Source organism: Pantoea sp. 9140 (assembly GCF_000745295.1).
Taxonomy (GTDB): domain Bacteria; phylum Pseudomonadota; class Gammaproteobacteria; order Enterobacterales; family Enterobacteriaceae; genus Pantoea; species Pantoea vagans.
In genome coordinates, this window is sequence record NZ_JQNO01000001.1 from 17,233 (window position 1) to 34,743 (window position 17,511).

The window sequence follows — 17,511 nt, forward strand, 5'->3', positions numbered from 1 at the left end:
TTCTCCGCGAATAATCCTGTCCCTTTCCTTCATAAATAATTATCATTCTCAAAAAACGTAAATCAGCCTGTGCGTCAGGCCTTTCTGGTTGCAATGTCGGGCTTTCTTATCACTGCGTCTGCAGTGGATTAACTCTGGAGAAGTTATGAAAGCGATTACCATTACGCGCCGGACCCTGCGTCCGCTGTTATTGGCTACGGCCCTGTTCTCTGCCTCAGGATGGCTGGCGGCGCAGGCGGCGGATCTTAATCAGTCCGTGGGTAAAGGTGTTTATGAACTGGCGGTCAGCCCGAAAGACAACGCGCTGTTTGTGGCGACAGCGCAGAACAGCAGCGGTAACGGCGGTACGGTTTTCCGTCTTGACCCGGCTACGCTGGCGGTACAGCAGGCAATCAACACTGAGCTGAAATCCTTTGGTGCGGCAATCAATCCCCAAACCAACGTGCTTTATATTGGTAATACCGTAAACGGTTCGGTCACCGCTATTGATGCCAGTAGCGGTAAGGTACTGAATACGCTGGTGCTGGATAGCCGTCCGCGCAGTGAGACCGTGCGTCCGCTGCAGCCGCGCCAGGTGGCGGTGGATGTGAAAACTAACCGGGTGTATATCACCGGACTGGGACCGCAGAGCGTGGTCTGGGTGGTGGATGGCAGCACGATGAAGCTTGTCAGCACCATTCCGAATACCGGCAAAATGGGCACAGGTCTGGCTGTGGATGCCGATGCGCAAAAGGTCTACGTCACCAATGCGGATGGCGAACTGGTTACGATTAATGCGCGTACAAATGCGGTTGAGAAGAAGCAGAAGATTGACGGTAATAAAGCGCACTTCTTCCTGAACCTTGCGCTGGATACGCGTGGTCAGCGCGCTTTCCTGACCGATTCAAAGCAGGCGCAGGTGCTGGTTGTGGATCTGCGTAATCAGCAGATAATTCAGCGGATTGATGTGCCTGAATCGCTGGCGGTGTTGTTCAATGCGCAGCGTGATGAGCTTTATGTTACCCATCGCAAAGCCGGTGAAGTCAGCATCATCGACGCCAGCAGCTATAAGGTGAAGCGCACGGTAAAAACCCCGGCATTGCCTAACAGTCTGGCGCTCTCGGCGGATGGTAAGGTGCTGTACGTCAGCGTAAAACAGCCCGGCTCGCGCAAGGAACCGCCCAAAAATCCTGATAGCGTGATGCGTATTGTACTGTAAGTGATTCCTCTTCCTCTCCAGCCAGAGAGGAAGAGTCTTCCCCTGAACCACTAAACCTCTTCCGATGCCTCGCGCATCATCTCATCATGCGGCACATCATCCAGGATCTGTTCAAAGCTGCGCAGACGTTTGTAGATCGACATCAGCTCGATCAGCGTTGACCAGGAGGCGATCAGATACTGGAACGAACCGCGCACCTGATCAAACACGTTGGTGATCTGGTTGAGTAAGCCCAGCGTGATGGTGCCTGCCACAATCGACGGGAACAGCAGGAACAGACCAAACACGTTATCGACTTGCAGATAAAGAATGCGGGTGATGTTGAAGTAGAGATAGTGGAAGTAGAGACGAAAGTAGTTAACCCGTACCCGACTGAACAACTCCTGCACTGTCTGTGGCTGTGCACGATCGGCATTGTCTTCGCCGTAGACCAGCTCTTTACGGTATGCAGCTTCAACCCGCTGATTACGGAACTCCAGACCCGGTAGCTTAATCCCGACCAGCGCCAGCAAGCCGGTGCCGAACACAGACCAGAGCACCGCTGCAATCACCAGCGCGTAAGGGATATTGCCGAGGATCGGGATATCTTTCACGTGATGTGACAGCGCCACCAGCACCGGTAAAAACGCCACCAGCGTCATAATTGCCTGAATAAAACTCACACCCCAGTTTTCCAGCGTGGTCGCAAACCGCATGGTGTCTTCCTGCACACGCTGTGCGGCACCTTCGACATGACGCAGACGCTGCCAGTTGTGCATGTAGTAGTTATTCATGGCAGTACGCCAGCGGAAAACCCAGTGGCTGATAAAGAAGGAGTTGAGGACGCCAATCACCACCGCGATTAATGCGATGCCGAGAAAAGAGATAACCTCATGGTAAAACTCTGCAATCTGCACCGATCCCGCTTTGGTCAGGGCTTTCTGAATCAGGTCATAGAACGGACCATACCAGGCATTAATGGCCACGCCCACCTGCACACCAAACCAGGTGACAAAGATAATCAGCGCGGAACCCCATACTGACCAGCGTTGCCACGGATGCGCATCAATCAGCCGCCAGGCCAGGGCAAAAATGGCTACCATGATCCAGTAATAGAGATAAAACCAGATCTGACTCGCGGCGATAAAACGTGCCGCTGTGGTCGGTAAAGGTTGTTTCATTGCCGTTTCAAAAGTTGGCCACATGCCGGGCAGATGCGCGGCAAAGCCGAACCAGGCAAAAATCGCTACTAAGCTCCAGACAGCCGCAGAGCTGAAAAACAGCGCTGGCCGCGGAAAAAAAGACTTAAACATAGGCACTCCGCTGTTGTGTGTTGCCTGTTATAACGTTTTTGGCGGGTCGCTGTCTGTAGTCTGTTGTTTCTGCTCATGACAGGACGGTGAGAGATGTTAATGAAATTGTGCGGTTTTGTTTCGTGGAACTAAATCTTTGTGAATGGCAGTGTTACAATATGGTGCTTTGTTACCGGTAACAAAAATCTGTCACCCTGAATTTGCTTATAAAAACCATTACAACGCAACCCTCTACTTTTTCATACCGCTCACGATAGCGGGAATGAGGCAATGTCATGTCAGAACAAAAAAAGGGTCATTCACGCAGGGATTTTTTGCTGAAGACTATTACCCTGGCGCCTGCAATGGCGGTAGGTTCCACAGCGATGGGCGCGCTCTCCCTGCCGCTCGCTGCGCAGGCGGCTGAAACCCCGGCGGGTCCACAGCAGGCGCGTGACTACCAGCCAGCCTGGTTTACCGCCGAAGAGTTTGCCTTTATTGCTGCCGCCGTAGCTCGCCTGATCCCCAGCGATGAATGCGGGCCGGGTGCGCTGGAAGCGGGCGTGCCGGAGTTTATCGATCGTCAGATGAATACACCGTATGCCACGGGTTCAAACTGGTATATGCAGGGGCCGTTTAATCCCGATCTGCCGAAAGAGCTGGGCTATCAGCTGCCGCTGGTACCCCAGCAGATCTACCGGCTCGGTCTGGCCGATGCCGACAGTTACAGCAAGCAGCAGCACGGCAAGGTTTTCGCCCAGCTCAGTGGCGAGCAGCAGGATGCCCTGTTGCAGGCGATGGAGAGTGGCAGCGCGGAATTCAGTCAGCTGCCATCAAAAGTCTTCTTCAGCTTCCTGCTGCAGAACACCCGCGAAGGCTTCTTCAGCGATCCCATCCACGGCGGAAATCAGGGCATGGTCGGCTGGAAGCTGATCAACTTCCCTGGCGCACGCGCCGACTTTATGGACTGGGTAGAGCGCGGCGAACGGTATCCGTTCCCGTCAGTGTCGATTCGCGGGGAGAGAAGCTAAGCATGGCTAACGAAATGAAAAAAGTGGATGCAGTGATTGTCGGCTTCGGCTGGGCAGGCGCAATTATGGCGAAAGAGCTGACCGAAGCGGGCCTTAACGTGCTGGCGCTGGAGCGCGGACCGCATCGCGACACCTATCCTGATGGCTCTTATCCGCAGTCAATTGATGAGCTGACCTATAACATCCGCAAAAAGCTGTTCCAGGATCTGTCGAAAAGCACCGTGACCATTCGTCATGACGCCTCGCAGACGGCCGTTCCCTATCGCCAGCTGGCGGCGTTTCTGCCCGGCACCGGTACTGGCGGCGCGGGCCTGCACTGGTCCGGCGTCCATTTCCGTGTCGATCCGGTTGAACTGCGGATGCGCAGCCATTACGAAGAGCGCTACGGCAAGAACTTCATCCCGGAAGGCATGACGATTCAGGATTTTGGCGTCAGCTACGATGAGCTGGAGCCGTTTTTCGACAAAGCAGAAAAAGTCTTTGGCACCTCCGGCAGCGCCTGGAGCATCAAGGGGAAAGTGGTCGGCAAAGATAAAGGCGGCAACCCGTTTGCGCCGGATCGCTCCGATAACTTCCCGCTGCCCGCGCAGAAGCGCACCTATTCGTCACAGCTGTTTGCTCAGGCGGCCGAGTCGGTTGGTTATCACCCTTACGATCTGCCGTCCGCCAATACTTCGGGTCCTTATACCAATACCTATGGCGCGCAGATGGGGCCGTGCAATTTCTGCGGTTACTGCAGCGGCTACGCCTGCTACATGTATTCCAAAGCGTCTCCTAACGTCAACATCCTGCCCGCGCTGCGTCAGGAGCCGAAGTTTGAGCTGCGCAACAACTCGTATGTACTGCGGGTCAATCTCAGCGGTGACAAAACGCGCGCAACTGGCGTGACCTATGTGGATGGTCAGGGTCGTGAGCAGATTCAGCCTGCTGATCTGGTGATCCTTTCCGCCTTCCAGTTCCACAATGTTCACCTGATGCTGCTGTCAGGCATTGGTAAACCGTACAACCCGATCACCAATGAAGGCACCGTAGGCCGCAACTTCGCCTATCAGAACCTCTCTACGCTCAAGGCGCTGTTTGATAAGAACACCACGACCAATCCGTTTATCGGCGCGGGTGGTGCAGGCGTAGCGGTTGATGATTTCAACGCGGATAACTTCGATCACGGGCCGCAGGGCTTTGTCGGCGGTTCGCCATTCTGGGTTAACCAGGCGGGCACTAAACCGATCTCTGGCCTGCCGGTGCCAGCGGGTACCCCTAACTGGGGCAGCAAATGGAAAGCGGCGGTGGCGGATACCTACACCCACCATCTGTCGATGGATGCGCACGGTGCACATCAGTCCTATCGCGCCAACTACCTCGATCTCGATCCCAACTACAAAGATGCCTATGGGCAGCCGCTGCTGCGCATGACCTTTGACTGGCAGGATAACGACATCAAAATGGCACAGTTTATGGTTGGCAAGATGCGCAATATCGCGGAAGCGATGAATCCGAAGATGATCATCGGCGGCGCGAAAAAGCCGGGCACCCATTTTGACTCGACGGTGTATCAGACCACCCACATCAGTGGCGGGGCGATCATGGGCGACGATCCTAAAACCAGTGCGGTGAACCGTTATCTGCAAAGCTGGGACGTGCCAAATGTGTTTGTACCAGGCGCATCCGCCTTCCCGCAGGGACTGGGTTATAACCCGACCGGCATGGTGGCGGCGCTGACCTACTGGTCAGCCAAAGCGATTCGCGAACACTACCTGAAAAACCCCGGTCCACTGGTGCAGGCATAAGGAGATGGCGATGAAAAATGGCATTCTGGCTCTGATTCTCGGCTCCCTGTCGTTCGCCGCCCTGGCGGATAACAGCCAGGACGATCTGGTTAAACGGGGTGAATATCTGGCGCGTGCCGGTGACTGTGTGGCCTGCCACACCAGCAAAGGCGGCGCGGCGTTTGCCGGTGGTCTGCCGATGGCGACACCGATTGGCACCATCTACTCCACCAACATCACGCCCGATCGCGACACCGGCATTGGCGAATACAGCTACGACGACTTCCAGAAAGCGGTGCGTCACGGCGTGGCGAAGAACGGCGATACGCTCTATCCGGCAATGCCATTCCCCTCCTACGCGGTGGTCAGCGATGAGGACATGAAGGCGCTTTACGCCTACTTTATGCATGGCGTTGAGCCGGTTGGACAGCCAAACCGGGAGAGCGACATTCCCTGGCCGCTGTCAATGCGCTGGCCGCTGGCGATCTGGCGCGGCATTTTTGCGCCCGATGTAAAAGCCTTCCAGCCTGCAGCGCAGGAAGATCCGGTACTGGCGCGTGGTCGTTATCTGGTTGAAGGACTGGGTCACTGCGGGGCCTGTCACACGCCGCGTAGCATTACCATGCAGGAGAAGGCGCTGACCAACGAGGAGGGCAGCGACTATCTGGCGGGCAGCAGCGCACCCATTGATGGCTGGACCGCCAGCAACCTGCGCGGCGACAACCGTGACGGGCTGGGTCGCTGGAGCGAAGAGGACCTGCGTCAGTTCCTGCGTTATGGCCGCAACGATCAGACCGCCGCTTTCGGTGGTATGACCGACGTGGTAGAACACAGTCTGCAGCACCTTAGCGAGTCCGATATCACGGCTATTGCACGCTATCTGAAGTCGCTGGGCGCAAAAGACCCGCATCAGGCAGCGTTCAGCGTGGATGATGCCACGGCAAAAGCGCTGTGGCGTGGCGATGACAGCCAGACCGGTGCGGCGACCTACGTCGACAGCTGTGCGGCGTGCCATAAGACCGATGGCAGCGGCTATAAACGCTTCTACCCGGCGCTGCGCGGTAATCCGGTCGTCATGGCGGATGATCCGACCTCGCTGATCCACATTGTGCTGGTGGGCGGACAGTTGCCTGGCGTGAATGGTGCGCCGTCGACCATTACCATGCCGGCATTCGGCTGGCGCCTCAACGATCAGCAGGTGGCGGACGTGGTGAACTTCGTGCGCAACAGCTGGGGCAACAAGGCGTCGGAGCAGGTCAGCGCGAAACAGGTGGCTGAGCTACGTAAAGATGAAAAAGATCGGCTGGGCAGTGCAGATATCCGGGTACTGGAAGGCAAGTAACCGGCAGTAAAAAAGGCCGTCATCATCAGGATGACGGCCTCTTCTTTTAAATATTCTCCAGATCGATTCCGCGCGTTTTCGGCCCGTAAATTCCCACCGACAGCATTACCATCACCATGCTCAGCACGATAAAGGTAATCACGCCTGGCGTTCCGGCATACTGCAATATCACCCCGATCAGGATGCTGCTGAAGACTGTAGAAAGGCGGCTGAAGGAGTAGCAAAAACCGACTGCCCGCGCCCGAATATGGGTGGGGAAGATCTCGGTCTGATAGGCGTGGAAGCTGAAGGTCAGCCAGGCATTTGACCAGGTGATCAGGAAGCCGCACATAATCAGCAATACCGGCTGCGTCTGGAAGGCAAAGAGCGTACCGAACACCACCGTCATCAGCGACGACAGGACGATTTGCCACTTATTCTCCATTTTGTCAGCGTAGCGGCTACAGATTAGCGATCCCAGCGGATAGGCCAGCGTGATGAAGAAGGCGTAGAGCAGGCTATGCGTCACCGTGGCACCGCGGCCTGACAGCAGTGCAGGCAGCCAGTTACCAAAGCCGAAAAAGCCAATCGCCTGGAAGAAGTTCATCACCACCAGCATCAGGGTGCGCTTACGGTAAGCGGGTGACCAGATCTCACTGAAACGCCCCTGTTTTGGCAACTGTGCCGCCGCATCATCGGCTGAAAATGCGGGTCCGGCCGGGATGCCACAGCGCTGCTCCATCGCGGACAACACCTGATGCGCCTCCTGATGACACCCCTGCTGCGCCAGCCAGCGTGCTGATTCCGGCAGGTTCCTGCGTACCAGCCAGATCACCAGCGAACAGACCGCGCCCGCGATCACCACCCAGCGCCAGCCTTCCAGGCTGAGCAGCGTTTGCGGAATCAGCCACCACGACATCAGCGCCACGGCAGGCACCGACAAAAACTGCACGAAAAAGGAGAAGGCAAAAGCGCGGCTGCGCAGATGGCTCGGCACCCATTCCGACAGATAAGTATCAATGGTCACCAGTTCGACACCCAGCCCGATCCCCACCAGGAAGCGAAACAGAATAATCATCTCCGCACTCTGCTGAAACGCCATCAGCAGCGAAAACAGTCCATACCAGAGCAGCGCGCACATAAAGGTCAGGCGGCGGCCAAAGCGGTCAGCATAGGGTGCCAGCAGGCTGGCACCGAAAAACAGACCGAGAAAGGTGGCCGAGGCGAACGCGGCCTGATCGGAGAAGCCCAGTACACCCGCCGCGCCGGTGTGAAATACGCCCGCCGATAGCAGGCCGGTGCTGATATAACCGGTTTCAAACAGATCATAAAGCTCAAAAAAACCGCCCAGCGCCAGTAGCGTGATAAAGCGCCATAATCCGGCAGAGGAGGGCAGCGCATCAACGCGTGCGGCTAAGCTGTTACGGGCCGCCGATGAAGCGTGCATCGGCGGCAGTCTGGTGGAAGTGGTGGTCATATCAGCGTGAACCTCAGGCAGTGTGGATACGACTCGCAGCCGGTCAGAGGCTTATTAAAATAGTTAACCGTTAGCAAGCGAAGAGATAGCAGGATAATCAATTCATCCGCCGTTGCCGAGAGCGTCGTTGCTGACGATTTAGCAATGTACGTTGCAGGTTTTGCCATCCATGGCACGGCGCCTTAAGGCAGTTTCGGCCAGACGCCTGGCCCGATTGGCAGACCCAGCAGATACCACACCATCAGCAGCGCTATCCAGCTGATAAAGAACACCAGCGGATAGGGGAAGATCAGCACGTAATAAGTGCCGAGCTGCGCATCCTTCTGGTAACGCTGCAAAAAGGCCAGGAACAGCGGCAGAAACGGCGACATCGGTGCCAGCGGCAGCACGGCGGAGTCCGCGATGCGGAAAATCATCTGGGCAAAGGCGGGATGGAAGCCAAGCAGCATAAACATCGGCACGAAGACCGGGGCGAGAATCGACCAGATTGCTGAGCCGCTGGCAATAAACATGCAGAGAAACGCCGACAGGAACATCAACCCCAGAAACGCGGGCGCACCGCTGACGCCAGCGCTTTCCAGCACGTCGGTCAGCCCGATTGCCATGAACTTGCCCATGTTGCTCCAGTTAAAGAACGCCACGAACTGCGACAGCGGAAACACCATCACGATAAAGCCCGCCATGCCCTTCATCGGATCGACCAGCAACTGCGGGATATCATCCGGACGGCGGATCTGTCGGGTGACCACACCGTAAGCAATGGCGACCACAAAGAAGAACAGAATGATGATCGGTACGATGCCCTGAATAAAGGGGGAGGGGATAATGGCGCCGGTAGCGGGGTTGCGCAGCGGCGCATGTTCCGGCACCACCAGCAACGCCATTACGGCGATAAACAGTAATGCGGCGATCCCGGCGGCCCGCAGGCCGCGGTTCTCCAGCGGCGTCAGTGCCGCCAGCTTCTCACCATTGCCCTGCCACTCTGGCAGGCGCGGCTCGACAAATTTGTCGGTCAGCAGCGCACCCACAATCGTCAGTACAATCACCGAGGTAGCCATAAAGAACCAGTTATCGATGACGCTGACGTGCACTGTGTCGCTGACCGCTTTAGCCGCTTCGGTGCTGATCCCCGAGAGCAGCACATCGGTGGTGACAATCAGCAGGTTGGCGGTAAAGCCAGAAGCCACACCGGCAATCGCGGCCAGCAGGCCCGCCACCGGATGACGCCCTACCGCCAGGAAGATCAGCGCACCCAACGGCGGCATCACTACCAGCGCGGCATCCGAGGAGATATGGCTGAAGAAGGCGATAAACAGCACCATGTAGCTGGCATAGCGGCGGCTGACGCGCGATGCCATCTTTACCATCAGCGACTGTAACAGGCCGACCTTTTCCGCCAGTCCGGCACCAATCACCAGCGCCAGAATCGATCCCAGTGGGGTAAAGCTGCTGAAGTTCTTAATGATATTGGGCAGTATCCACTGAATGCCTGCGACGCTCAGCAGGTTGTTCACCCGGACAAGTTCGCCGTTGCTGGGGTTTTTTACCGCCAGGTCCAGCGCGCTGATAACGGCGGTCGCCACCATCAGAACAACAATCAAATAGACAAACAGTAAAAAAGGGTTGGGCACTTTATTGCCCACGCGCTCGATCCAGCTGAAAAGCCGGCCAGGGCTGCGGTTCCCGGAGGTTGCTTCCATGGTATTGGTTCTCGTCTTGTATTCCCCTTATCGGCGGAGGTCCGGCCTGGCGCCGGTCGTGGTAGACGACAGACGGTGAGTTCAGTTCCGGCTCCGCTGAATCAGGGAAGTGTTTGCAATATTTTTATAATGGTCCGCGTCAGAGACACGGCCGTTGGCTCATTCGGCCAGTTTTGTGGGTGTGATCCCCGCCGGGATCGGACAGATATAAGGCTGCGCGGCGCGTACTCGATCAAACTCGGCCCGGCAGCCAGCCAGCGCCTGCGGATCCGTTAACAGCGTTAACACCGTGGCTGCCATCACTTTGCCCGCCAGAAACATCCCCTTATGCCCGATACTGGTGCGGCCCTGCGCCACCAGTTGCCAGGTGTGCAGCGGTGTACCGAAGGTAAAGCAGGGCGCAAAGCACTGTGCGGTCGGCGTCACCCAACTGACATCGCCGACATCGGTGGAGCCGTAGAGCAGCTCGCGCGTGACCGCATAGGGCGCGACCTCATCCATAAACAGTTTATCGCCCAGCTGTTCAGCCCAGGTATGACCGGCTTCGCCACCGGTGCGGGCGGCATTGAGCCGGGCATTGCGCAGATCGTCATCGGTCAGGGTGGCACGCAGTTCAGCCGCAAACGCGCGTTCTTCGTCGCTGTAACCGGGCAAACCAAACTGATGCAAATAACGCTCCATCACCGCTTCCAGCGCGCGATTAGGCACGTAGTCAGAACAGGCTTTGTCAAAACGCACGGTCAGCGTGGTGTCGGTCATCAGCGCTGCGCCCCTGGCGATATTGATCACCCTCTCATAGATCGCCTGCGCCTGAGGCAGTTCCGGGGCACGAATCAGGTAGAGCACCTCCGCATCGGCCTGCACCACATTCGGCGAGACGCCGCCGCTGTTGGTGATGGCGTAATGCAGACGCGCTTCCTGTACGATATGCTCGCGCAGGAAGTTGGCGCCGGTGTTCATCAGCGTGACGGCATCCAGTGCGCTGCGGCCCAGATGGGGTGAGTTGGCGGCGTGAGCGGCGACGCCTTTGAAGCTGAAGGCCGCCTGAATATTGGCAAGCGTGCGCAGATTAAACATCCCGCTGAAACCTTCCGGATGCCAGGTCACGGCGGCGTCAACGTCGTCAAACAGCCCCTCGCGCACCATAAAGGTTTTGCCCGAGCCGCCCTCTTCGCCAGGACAGCCATAAAAGCGAACCGTGCCGCGGGTATGATGCTGCTCCATCCAGGCTTTCACGGCGCAGGCGGCGGCAACACCCGCCGTGCCAAGCAGGTTGTGGCCGCAGCCATGTCCGTTGCCATTAGCTTCCAGCGGTTGTGGCCGGGCGCAGCCCGACTGCTGGCTCAGACCGGCCAGCGCATCAAACTCACCCATGATAGCAATCACCGGCTTACCGCTGCCCTTGCTGGCGATAAAGGCCGTGTCGATACTCCCCACACCGTGTTCCACTGTAAATCCTTCTCTTTCCAGCGCATCGGCCAGCAGAGCAGAGGAACGGGTTTCGGCGAAGCGCGTTTCCGGCGTGTCCCAGATGGCGTCGCTGAGCGTGCTGAAGCGGAGCTGATGGCGATCGATATAATCGGCAATAAACGCTTCCATCATCGTGAGCCCCCAAACTGCGCCTGGTTCAGCACCAGCGTTGCCAGCAGCGTGATGGCGTCTGGCATGACCCGCTCGTCAAAGTCGAATTTCGCATTGTGGTGACCTGCCGCCAGCGCACAGCCGAAAATGACGTAAGAGGCCTGACCGCCGCGCTGCTTTACCCGCTCCATCATGTAGGTCGCATCTTCCGACCCTGCCGCCTGCGCTTTACGATCGACCACCGAGTCGAAAAGGCCGAGTGCGTCCGCCTGCTGGTGGATGAAGTCGACCCAGGGTTGCGTCGGCGTACAGCTGCGCGCAGCACCCATCAGTGAAACCTGCTGCTCAACGCCATACATCGCTGCCGCACCGGCAATCACCCGCAGCGCCTGCTGATAAATATCGTCGTTAACCTGATTGGTCACGCCACGGGTTTCGACTTTCAGCAGGGCGCAGTCGGCCACTACGTTGCGGCCGGTTCCCGCCTGCAGCACGCCCACGTTAACCCGCGCCACACCGCCGCTGTGCTGGGTTAAACCATGCAGCGCCAGCGTCGCCTGTGCCGCGGCCAGCAGAGCATTGCGACCCTCTTCAGGGCGACCGCCCGCATGGGCACCGACGCCGGTAAAGTGAACATCCAGCTTGGTGGTAGCCAGGAAGCTGTCGCTGCCGCACACCACTTCACCTGCCGGCACGCCGGTACCGATGTGAATCGCAGTGAAGCGCTCAACGTCATCGACCACGCCCGCGGCGACCATCGCTTTCGCGCCGCGCACACCCTCTTCGGCGGGCTGGAAGATCAGTTTAATCGTACCGCTGAGCTGATCTTTCATCGCCATCAGCACTGCGGCGAGGCCCAGGCCAATGGTGGTATGGCCGTCGTGCCCGCAGGCATGCATCATGCCCGCGTTACAGGAAGCAAATCCTTCACGCTGCGGCAGATGATCGGTGGCCTGGCTTTCGTTGAGATCCAGTGCATCCATATCGACGCGGAAGCCCATCACCGGGCCGGGACGGCCGGTATCGAGTGTTGCCACGATGCCGCAGAATCCGCCAGAGAAGTGGCTGATCCACTGCGGCAGTGCGCCCTGCTGCAGCGCACGGGCTTCCTGCTGCTTCAGCACGGCGTCGTCGGGCAAGCCCATCCGCGCATCGGCATCGATCACTTCACGGCCCAGCTTCAGTTGATAACCGAGCCTATGCAGTTCTTCAGCCACTAAGGTGGCGGTACGGAACTCCAGCCAGCCTGATTCGGCGTAGTGATGGAAGTCGCGACGCCACTGTTGCAGCTGTGGCAGCAGGGCGCTGACGTGGTCTGAAAGGGGTTTCATCGGCTCTTTCCTCATTGTTGATTTTTTATGCACTGCGTTGAATCTACACAATGGTACTGGGTGGCATAAGATGCGAATATCTTGTGACTGATAAACAACGGTTATCGCAAAACTATGTCTGCCAATCTTAAACTTCATCAGCTGCGCGCCTTCACTGACGTAGCACGACAGGGCAGTATCCGGGCGGCAAGCCGGCTGTCCGGGCTGTCGCAACCGGCGTTAACCAAAGCGATTCAGGAACTGGAGCGAGAGCTGGGCGCAAAGCTGTTTATCCGCCGTCAGCAGGGCGTGGTACTGACCGATATCGGTGATAACTTTTTTCGCCATGCCAGCCTGGTGCTGGCGGAACTGCGGGTCGCAGAAGAGGATATCCAGCAGCGGCTGGGACTGGGTGGCGGTCAGGTGAACATCGGCGTGGGGGGCAGCGTGGCGCGCACCATCATGCCGCAGGTGATAAACCAGTTTCATCGCGAATACCCGCTGATTAAGGTACGCATCGTCGAGGGCCAGCTGGTGTCGATGGTGCATGAGCTGCGTCAGGGCGCGCTCGATTTCACCATCAACACCTACGATCAGAGTCATCTCGATCAGGAGCTGATGTATGAGCGGGTGATGGAGCGCGAGTATAGAGTGGTGGTGCGTAAAGGCCACCCGCTGGAAAAGGCCCGTTCTCTGGCGGCGTTACAGCAGGCGGACTGGACGATGCCAACGCCAAAAGGGAGTTACTACCGCCTGCTGCACGATTTGTTTGGCGAGCGCGGTATGGCACCCAAAATCGTGGTGACCTGTGAAACCTTTATGGCCTGCACCAGCCTGGTCGCGCAAAGCGATTTCATCAGTATTCTGTCGGTCGACGTGATTGACGATCCCATTCTGGGGCGGTCGCTGGTGGCGCTGACGCTCGACGAGCCCCTGCCGAAAGCCATCTTCTATCTGATCCAGCGCAAAGACACCGCGCTGACGCCGATGAGCAGTTATATGGCGCAACTCTTTCGGCGTTATTGCCAGTAAATTCAGGGAGTAAAGTCGATCGTCTACACTATAGGGGTACTGTAATAAATCCACCCGACAAATAGAGGTTACGATGCAAGTCAGTCCTTATCTGTTTCTCTATGGCCGTTGTGAAGAGGCTATCGACTTTTACCTGCAGGCGACCGGGGGAGAGCTGCTCTCTAAAATGAAATTTGGTGATATGCCGGATCAGGGTGAGCAGGTAGGCGATCAGTCTGCTGCGCCGCAGCCGCCAGAAAAGATCATGCATGCGCAACTGCGTATCGGTGACGGTGAGCTGATGTTGAGCGATGGTAATACCGAGAAGCCGCCCGCGTCTGAACATGCCGGTTATGCGGTCAGCCTTTCAACTACTGATGTCGAAAAGGGTAAAGCCTGGTTTGAGAAACTATCGGCAGGCGGCAAGGTCACAACGGAGTGGCAGGAGACGTTCTGGTCGAACGGATTCGCGATGTTTATCGATAAGTTCAACATTCCATGGCGCATCAACGTTGAGAAGCCACAGGAATAACCGAAGGTAAGATGGAGGACTGAGTTGCTAAAACTGCCTCTCAAAAGCTGGCCTGGAGAGACAACGCTCCAGGCCAGATCTCCTGCGTGACGGGCGGTTTTTTCAGCCGCCCGTTATCTTTATCAGAAGTTGTAACCCGCCACCAAGTAGTAACCCCAGCCCGTCGATTTCACTTCAAACGGGCCTTTGCCGAAGTTCAGCTCCTGACCATCCGCCCACTGTCCGCCGTTGTGGAAGTAACGCGCCACCGCAGAAAAGTGCCAGTGATCGTAACCCAGTGACAGAATGTGGCTGGAGGCGATGGAGTTGCTGGTGCGTGATGAACCGCCTTTCTCGTTGAGATCGGAACCCCAGTCGAAGTTGGTGAAGCCCACATAGCCCAGATTACCGCCCCACAGCGTGGTGATAGGCACGAAGTATTTCACCTTGAAGCGATAGCCATCCCAGCTGTTTTCGTTCGCCGCGCCGTAGTTTTCCCACTGATATTTGGCGTAGACGTTCAGCGACAGGCCGACATCGCTGTGCGTATCGATATCGGTGCCCAGACCCATATACCAGGTGTTCTGGCGGTTATCGCTATTGCGGCCCATATCGTAGATGTAGTTGTTAGCGAAATACCACTCTTTGAACGGACCAAAGGCCAGGCTGGTGCCGGTCAGTTTATCGATAGAGAAGCGCGGTTCAATCTCCATAAACATCGGTGAACCGTGGTCGAATACGCCGTTGGCATTGCTGTTGCCGACGCCGAAGAAGTTAGGTACGTCGAGATAGCCGTAGAAATCGAACCAGTCTTTCTTCGCAAACGCTTCATATTCCAGATAAACGTCGTTGTTAAACTGCGGTCCGAAACGCGTGTGGTAGCTGCCTACCACATTAACGCTCTGATGCCACCAATCCGAGAGATACTGCGGATCGCTTTCAGCGGCCTGCGCAGCACCACTCAATGAACATGCCAGCACGGCACCTGCTATCAACGTTTTATATTTCATTATTATCAGCCACATGCTTTTGACCGCTGCACACCAGACGCAGTCAGAGAAAAATCGGTCCCTTGATGGGAATGAGGGTTTCACAGCGAATAACAACCCGTTCTTCAGCCCGCGTAGCGTGCCTGTAACAGATCGATAGAAAATAGATTTTGCTCACGTTTGTCAAAAAGTGTTGCATTACAATTCAGCTAAAATGTGATGCACTTCACAATAACGGCGTGGATCGAACGGAACCAGGCAACCGTTTACGTTGTCTGGTTCGTGATCAAACAGGTGGGATCAGGGAAGAGTGACGCGAACCTGCAAACCACAAATTGCACCCTGTGGCGTCAGGCAATTGGAAAGGGCGACGTGAATCTGATGTTTCTGTGCGACGTTGCGCACAATCGATAATCCCAGCCCGCTGCCCTGGGCTTTAACGTCTGGCGAACGGGTAAAACGGTCGAACGCACGTTCGATAAAGGATTCCGGCATGCCCGGTCCGTTATCAACAATATCGACCACCGTTTTGCCCGCGACCCGATGCAGCAGCACATCGACCAGGCTACCTTCCGGCGTGTGCAACATAGCGTTACCAATCAGGTTGTCGAACAGGCTGCGCAATTCGGAACGGCTGGCCTGCAGGCGATACTGCGTGGAGCCATTAAAGCCGATATCGATGCCGCGCTTATCCGCCACCACCATCAACTGCTCAATGCTCTCTTTTAGCAGATCTTCAAGTTCGATCTGCTCCACGCTGGACACCACGCTCTGGTCATCCTGGCGTGAGACATTGAGTAACTGCGTGACCAGGTGACGGGTACGCGTGACGCCCGCTTCCAACTGGCTGAACTGACGGCTCGCTTCACCCGGCTGAATATGCTGACGCAGGTTTTCCAGCTGTAACGTCACCGCTGTTACCGGCGTACGCAGCTCATGCGCGGCATCTTCCAGGAACTGACGCTGCGACGACCAGGCGTCACGCAGCTTACTCAGCAGCGAGTTGTAAGCGGCTACCAGCGGCAGGATCTCATCCGGTAAGCCTTCCGGTGAGACATTGTGTGGATGATGGGTTTCCTGCGCCGCAATCTGACGCGAAGCGACCTGCAGATCGCGGGTGATCTTGCGCACCACCAGCCAGATCACCAGCAGCGACAGCGGCATCATCAGGATCATCGGAATGATCGCCGACAGCGCCCGCTTGACCATTGAGGCCTTCATGTAGCTGAGGTTGTGCATCACCTGAATCGTTTTGATCTCGCTGCCAGGCATGCCGGGCCGGGAAAAAATACGCCATTCACAGTCGTCGCACTGACCCACATGCACATCGTGATAACCGCGCTGGTTTTGCAGCGGGGCCTGCAACTCCGGCCATGAACTGGCCCGCAGCTGGCCCTGATCGTCCCAGAGCTGAACTACAAAGGCGCTCTTTGCTTTGTCAGGTGCAATAAGCATCGGCATCAGGGCGGGCATCTGTTTATTGGTGGACCAGGCATCAGCGATTTTTGCCAGCTGATCGTCCTTCATGGTACCGACCATATCGCCGTAACAGCTGAAGAAATACCAGGTGACGCCGCCGATCATCAGCAGATGAATAATCAGCAGGGTAGAGAGAAGTTTATTGCGCAGTGAGCGCATAAAGCGGAAAGGTTTCATATCGCCGGAACCCGCCAGCCCAGTCCGCGTACATTACGGATCACGTCGTTATCGAGTTTGCGACGCATGCCGTGGATCAGGACATCCACCGCGTTGCTGCTGACTTCATCGCCCCAGCCGTAGATGCGGTTTTCCAGTTGCTCGCGCGACAGAATAGCGCCCGGCCGCTCCAGCAGCGCGTAGAGCAGGGCATATTCCCGCGCCGTCAGCTGCTCGCGCTGGCCTTTGTAGAGCACCTCGCGGGTCATCATGTCCAGCTGCACATCGCCGCTGCCAAGCACCGAGTCTGCCGCGCCGTGGCTGCGCCGGGTAATGGCGCGCATCCGGGCCATCACTTCCTGGAGATCGAACGGTTTAAGCAGGTAGTCGTCCGCGCCGCTGTCGAGTCCCTGAATACGCTGCGCCACCGTGTCGCGTGCGGTAAGAATCAGGACCGGCGTGGCGTCGCCGCGCCCGCGCGCCCGGCGCAGAACCTGCAGACCGTCATCGCGCGGTAAGCCGAGATCAAGCAGTACACAGCTGTAGCCGCCCTCGCTCCAGGCATTCTGGGCATAGACGCCATCGCGCACCCAATCTACTGACCAGCCCGCGCCCTGCAGTGCCTGTTGCAGGTTCGCGCCGATCATTTCATCATCTTCAACCAGTAACACGCGCATGGCTGATCTCCTTTATAAAGATGAGAGAGAGTT

14 protein-coding genes are annotated in these 17,511 nt (G+C 57.1%); 6 read left to right on the forward strand and 8 right to left on the reverse strand.

All coding sequences use genetic code 11. The annotated features are described in order from the left end of the window. Positions 1–145: 145 nt before the first annotated feature. Entirely contained in the window at positions 146–1,198 is a 1,053-nt protein-coding gene (locus tag FA92_RS00080) for a YncE family protein (protein WP_033781570.1), read from the forward strand. 50 nt (positions 1,199–1,248) lie between these two features. On the opposite strand, the gene sbmA is transcribed toward FA92_RS00080, so the two are convergent. After that, positions 1,249–2,490, reverse strand: coding sequence for a peptide antibiotic transporter SbmA (gene sbmA / locus FA92_RS00085; RefSeq protein WP_033781572.1), 1,242 nt, complete (start codon positions 2,488–2,490; stop codon positions 1,249–1,251). A gap of 275 nt (positions 2,491–2,765) precedes the next feature. Here sbmA and FA92_RS00090 point away from each other — a divergent pair, with 275 nt between their 5' ends. The 3 genes from FA92_RS00090 to FA92_RS00100 are packed head-to-tail and all read left to right on the forward strand — an operon-like array spanning position 2,766 to position 6,608. Beyond that, the gene (locus FA92_RS00090; protein WP_033781574.1) at positions 2,766–3,500 is read left to right on the forward strand and encodes a gluconate 2-dehydrogenase subunit 3 family protein; all 735 of its coding nucleotides are present in this window, start codon (positions 2,766–2,768) and stop codon (positions 3,498–3,500) included. Between the two features lie 2 nt (positions 3,501–3,502). After that, positions 3,503–5,287: a GMC family oxidoreductase gene (locus FA92_RS00095; protein WP_033781575.1), complete on the forward strand. Its 1,785-nt coding sequence runs from the start codon at positions 3,503–3,505 to the stop codon at positions 5,285–5,287. A 10-nt stretch (positions 5,288–5,297) separates the two neighbouring features. Continuing rightward, on the forward strand, positions 5,298–6,608 hold the full coding sequence (locus FA92_RS00100; protein WP_033781576.1) for a cytochrome c: 1,311 nt from the start codon (positions 5,298–5,300) through the stop codon (positions 6,606–6,608). Between the two features lie 46 nt (positions 6,609–6,654). Here FA92_RS00100 and FA92_RS00105 read toward each other — a convergent pair whose 3' ends face one another. The 4 genes from FA92_RS00105 to FA92_RS00120 all read right to left on the reverse strand — a co-directional run bounded on the left by FA92_RS00105 (position 6,655) and on the right by FA92_RS00120 (position 12,676). Then, the gene (locus FA92_RS00105) at positions 6,655–8,064 is read right to left on the reverse strand and encodes an MFS transporter (RefSeq protein ID WP_013359820.1); all 1,410 of its coding nucleotides are present in this window, start codon (positions 8,062–8,064) and stop codon (positions 6,655–6,657) included. Positions 8,065–8,246: 182 nt separating this feature from the next. Continuing rightward, entirely contained in the window at positions 8,247–9,764 is a 1,518-nt protein-coding gene (gene abgT / locus FA92_RS00110) for a p-aminobenzoyl-glutamate transporter (protein ID WP_033781577.1), read from the reverse strand. A 159-nt stretch (positions 9,765–9,923) separates the two neighbouring features. Continuing rightward, positions 9,924–11,366, reverse strand: a complete 1,443-nt coding sequence (locus FA92_RS00115; protein ID WP_033781578.1) for a M20 family metallopeptidase — start codon at positions 11,364–11,366, stop codon at positions 9,924–9,926. After that, entirely contained in the window at positions 11,363–12,676 is a 1,314-nt protein-coding gene (locus FA92_RS00120) for an amidohydrolase (protein ID WP_033781579.1), read from the reverse strand. Before FA92_RS00120 ends, FA92_RS00115 begins: the two co-directional genes overlap by 4 nt. A 114-nt stretch (positions 12,677–12,790) precedes the next feature. On the opposite strand from FA92_RS00120, the gene FA92_RS00125 reads away from it, so the two are divergent. Both FA92_RS00125 and yjdN read left to right on the forward strand, forming a co-directional pair. Beyond that, complete coding sequence (locus FA92_RS00125; protein ID WP_013359824.1) at positions 12,791–13,687, forward strand: LysR family transcriptional regulator; 897 nt, start codon at positions 12,791–12,793, stop codon at positions 13,685–13,687. A 73-nt stretch (positions 13,688–13,760) separates the two neighbouring features. Beyond that, positions 13,761–14,198 (forward strand): VOC family metalloprotein YjdN, encoded by a 438-nt coding sequence (gene yjdN / locus FA92_RS00130; RefSeq protein WP_013359825.1) that lies wholly within the window; start codon positions 13,761–13,763, stop codon positions 14,196–14,198. Between the two features lie 122 nt (positions 14,199–14,320). Here the strand turns inward: yjdN and FA92_RS00135 are convergent, their stop codons facing one another. The 3 genes from FA92_RS00135 to FA92_RS00145 all read right to left on the reverse strand — a co-directional run bounded on the left by FA92_RS00135 (position 14,321) and on the right by FA92_RS00145 (position 17,478). Continuing rightward, the gene (locus FA92_RS00135; protein ID WP_033781580.1) at positions 14,321–15,187 is read right to left on the reverse strand and encodes a nucleoside-specific channel-forming protein Tsx; all 867 of its coding nucleotides are present in this window, start codon (positions 15,185–15,187) and stop codon (positions 14,321–14,323) included. A gap of 279 nt (positions 15,188–15,466) precedes the next feature. Then, a complete protein-coding gene (locus FA92_RS00140) occupies positions 15,467–16,822 on the reverse strand; it encodes an ATP-binding protein (RefSeq protein WP_033781582.1) in 1,356 nt (451 codons plus the stop codon). After that, a complete protein-coding gene (locus FA92_RS00145) occupies positions 16,819–17,478 on the reverse strand; it encodes a response regulator (protein WP_003855687.1) in 660 nt (219 codons plus the stop codon). Before FA92_RS00145 ends, FA92_RS00140 begins: the two co-directional genes overlap by 4 nt. Positions 17,479–17,511: the final 33 nt, after the last annotated feature.

What these genes read in the sequence shown, in the direction of transcription:
- FA92_RS00140 (WP_033781582.1), bottom strand. Translation starts at nt 16,822, where the DNA reads ATGAAACCTTTCCGCTTTATGCGCTCACTGCGCAATAAACTTCTCTCT.
- FA92_RS00135 (WP_033781580.1), bottom strand. Translation starts at nt 15,187, where the DNA reads ATGAAATATAAAACGTTGATAGCAGGTGCCGTGCTGGCATGTTCATTG.
- sbmA (WP_033781572.1), bottom strand. Translation starts at nt 2,490, where the DNA reads ATGTTTAAGTCTTTTTTTCCGCGGCCAGCGCTGTTTTTCAGCTCTGCG.
- FA92_RS00100 (WP_033781576.1), top strand. Translation starts at nt 5,298, where the DNA reads ATGAAAAATGGCATTCTGGCTCTGATTCTCGGCTCCCTGTCGTTCGCC.
- FA92_RS00090 (WP_033781574.1), top strand. Translation starts at nt 2,766, where the DNA reads ATGTCAGAACAAAAAAAGGGTCATTCACGCAGGGATTTTTTGCTGAAG.
- FA92_RS00095 (WP_033781575.1), top strand. Translation starts at nt 3,503, where the DNA reads ATGGCTAACGAAATGAAAAAAGTGGATGCAGTGATTGTCGGCTTCGGC.
- yjdN (WP_013359825.1), top strand. Translation starts at nt 13,761, where the DNA reads ATGCAAGTCAGTCCTTATCTGTTTCTCTATGGCCGTTGTGAAGAGGCT.
- abgT (WP_033781577.1), bottom strand. Translation starts at nt 9,764, where the DNA reads ATGGAAGCAACCTCCGGGAACCGCAGCCCTGGCCGGCTTTTCAGCTGG.
- FA92_RS00115 (WP_033781578.1), bottom strand. Translation starts at nt 11,366, where the DNA reads ATGATGGAAGCGTTTATTGCCGATTATATCGATCGCCATCAGCTCCGC.
- FA92_RS00080 (WP_033781570.1), top strand. Translation starts at nt 146, where the DNA reads ATGAAAGCGATTACCATTACGCGCCGGACCCTGCGTCCGCTGTTATTG.
- FA92_RS00120 (WP_033781579.1), bottom strand. Translation starts at nt 12,676, where the DNA reads ATGAAACCCCTTTCAGACCACGTCAGCGCCCTGCTGCCACAGCTGCAA.
- FA92_RS00105 (WP_013359820.1), bottom strand. Translation starts at nt 8,064, where the DNA reads ATGACCACCACTTCCACCAGACTGCCGCCGATGCACGCTTCATCGGCG.
- FA92_RS00145 (WP_003855687.1), bottom strand. Translation starts at nt 17,478, where the DNA reads ATGCGCGTGTTACTGGTTGAAGATGATGAAATGATCGGCGCGAACCTG.
- FA92_RS00125 (WP_013359824.1), top strand. Translation starts at nt 12,791, where the DNA reads ATGTCTGCCAATCTTAAACTTCATCAGCTGCGCGCCTTCACTGACGTA.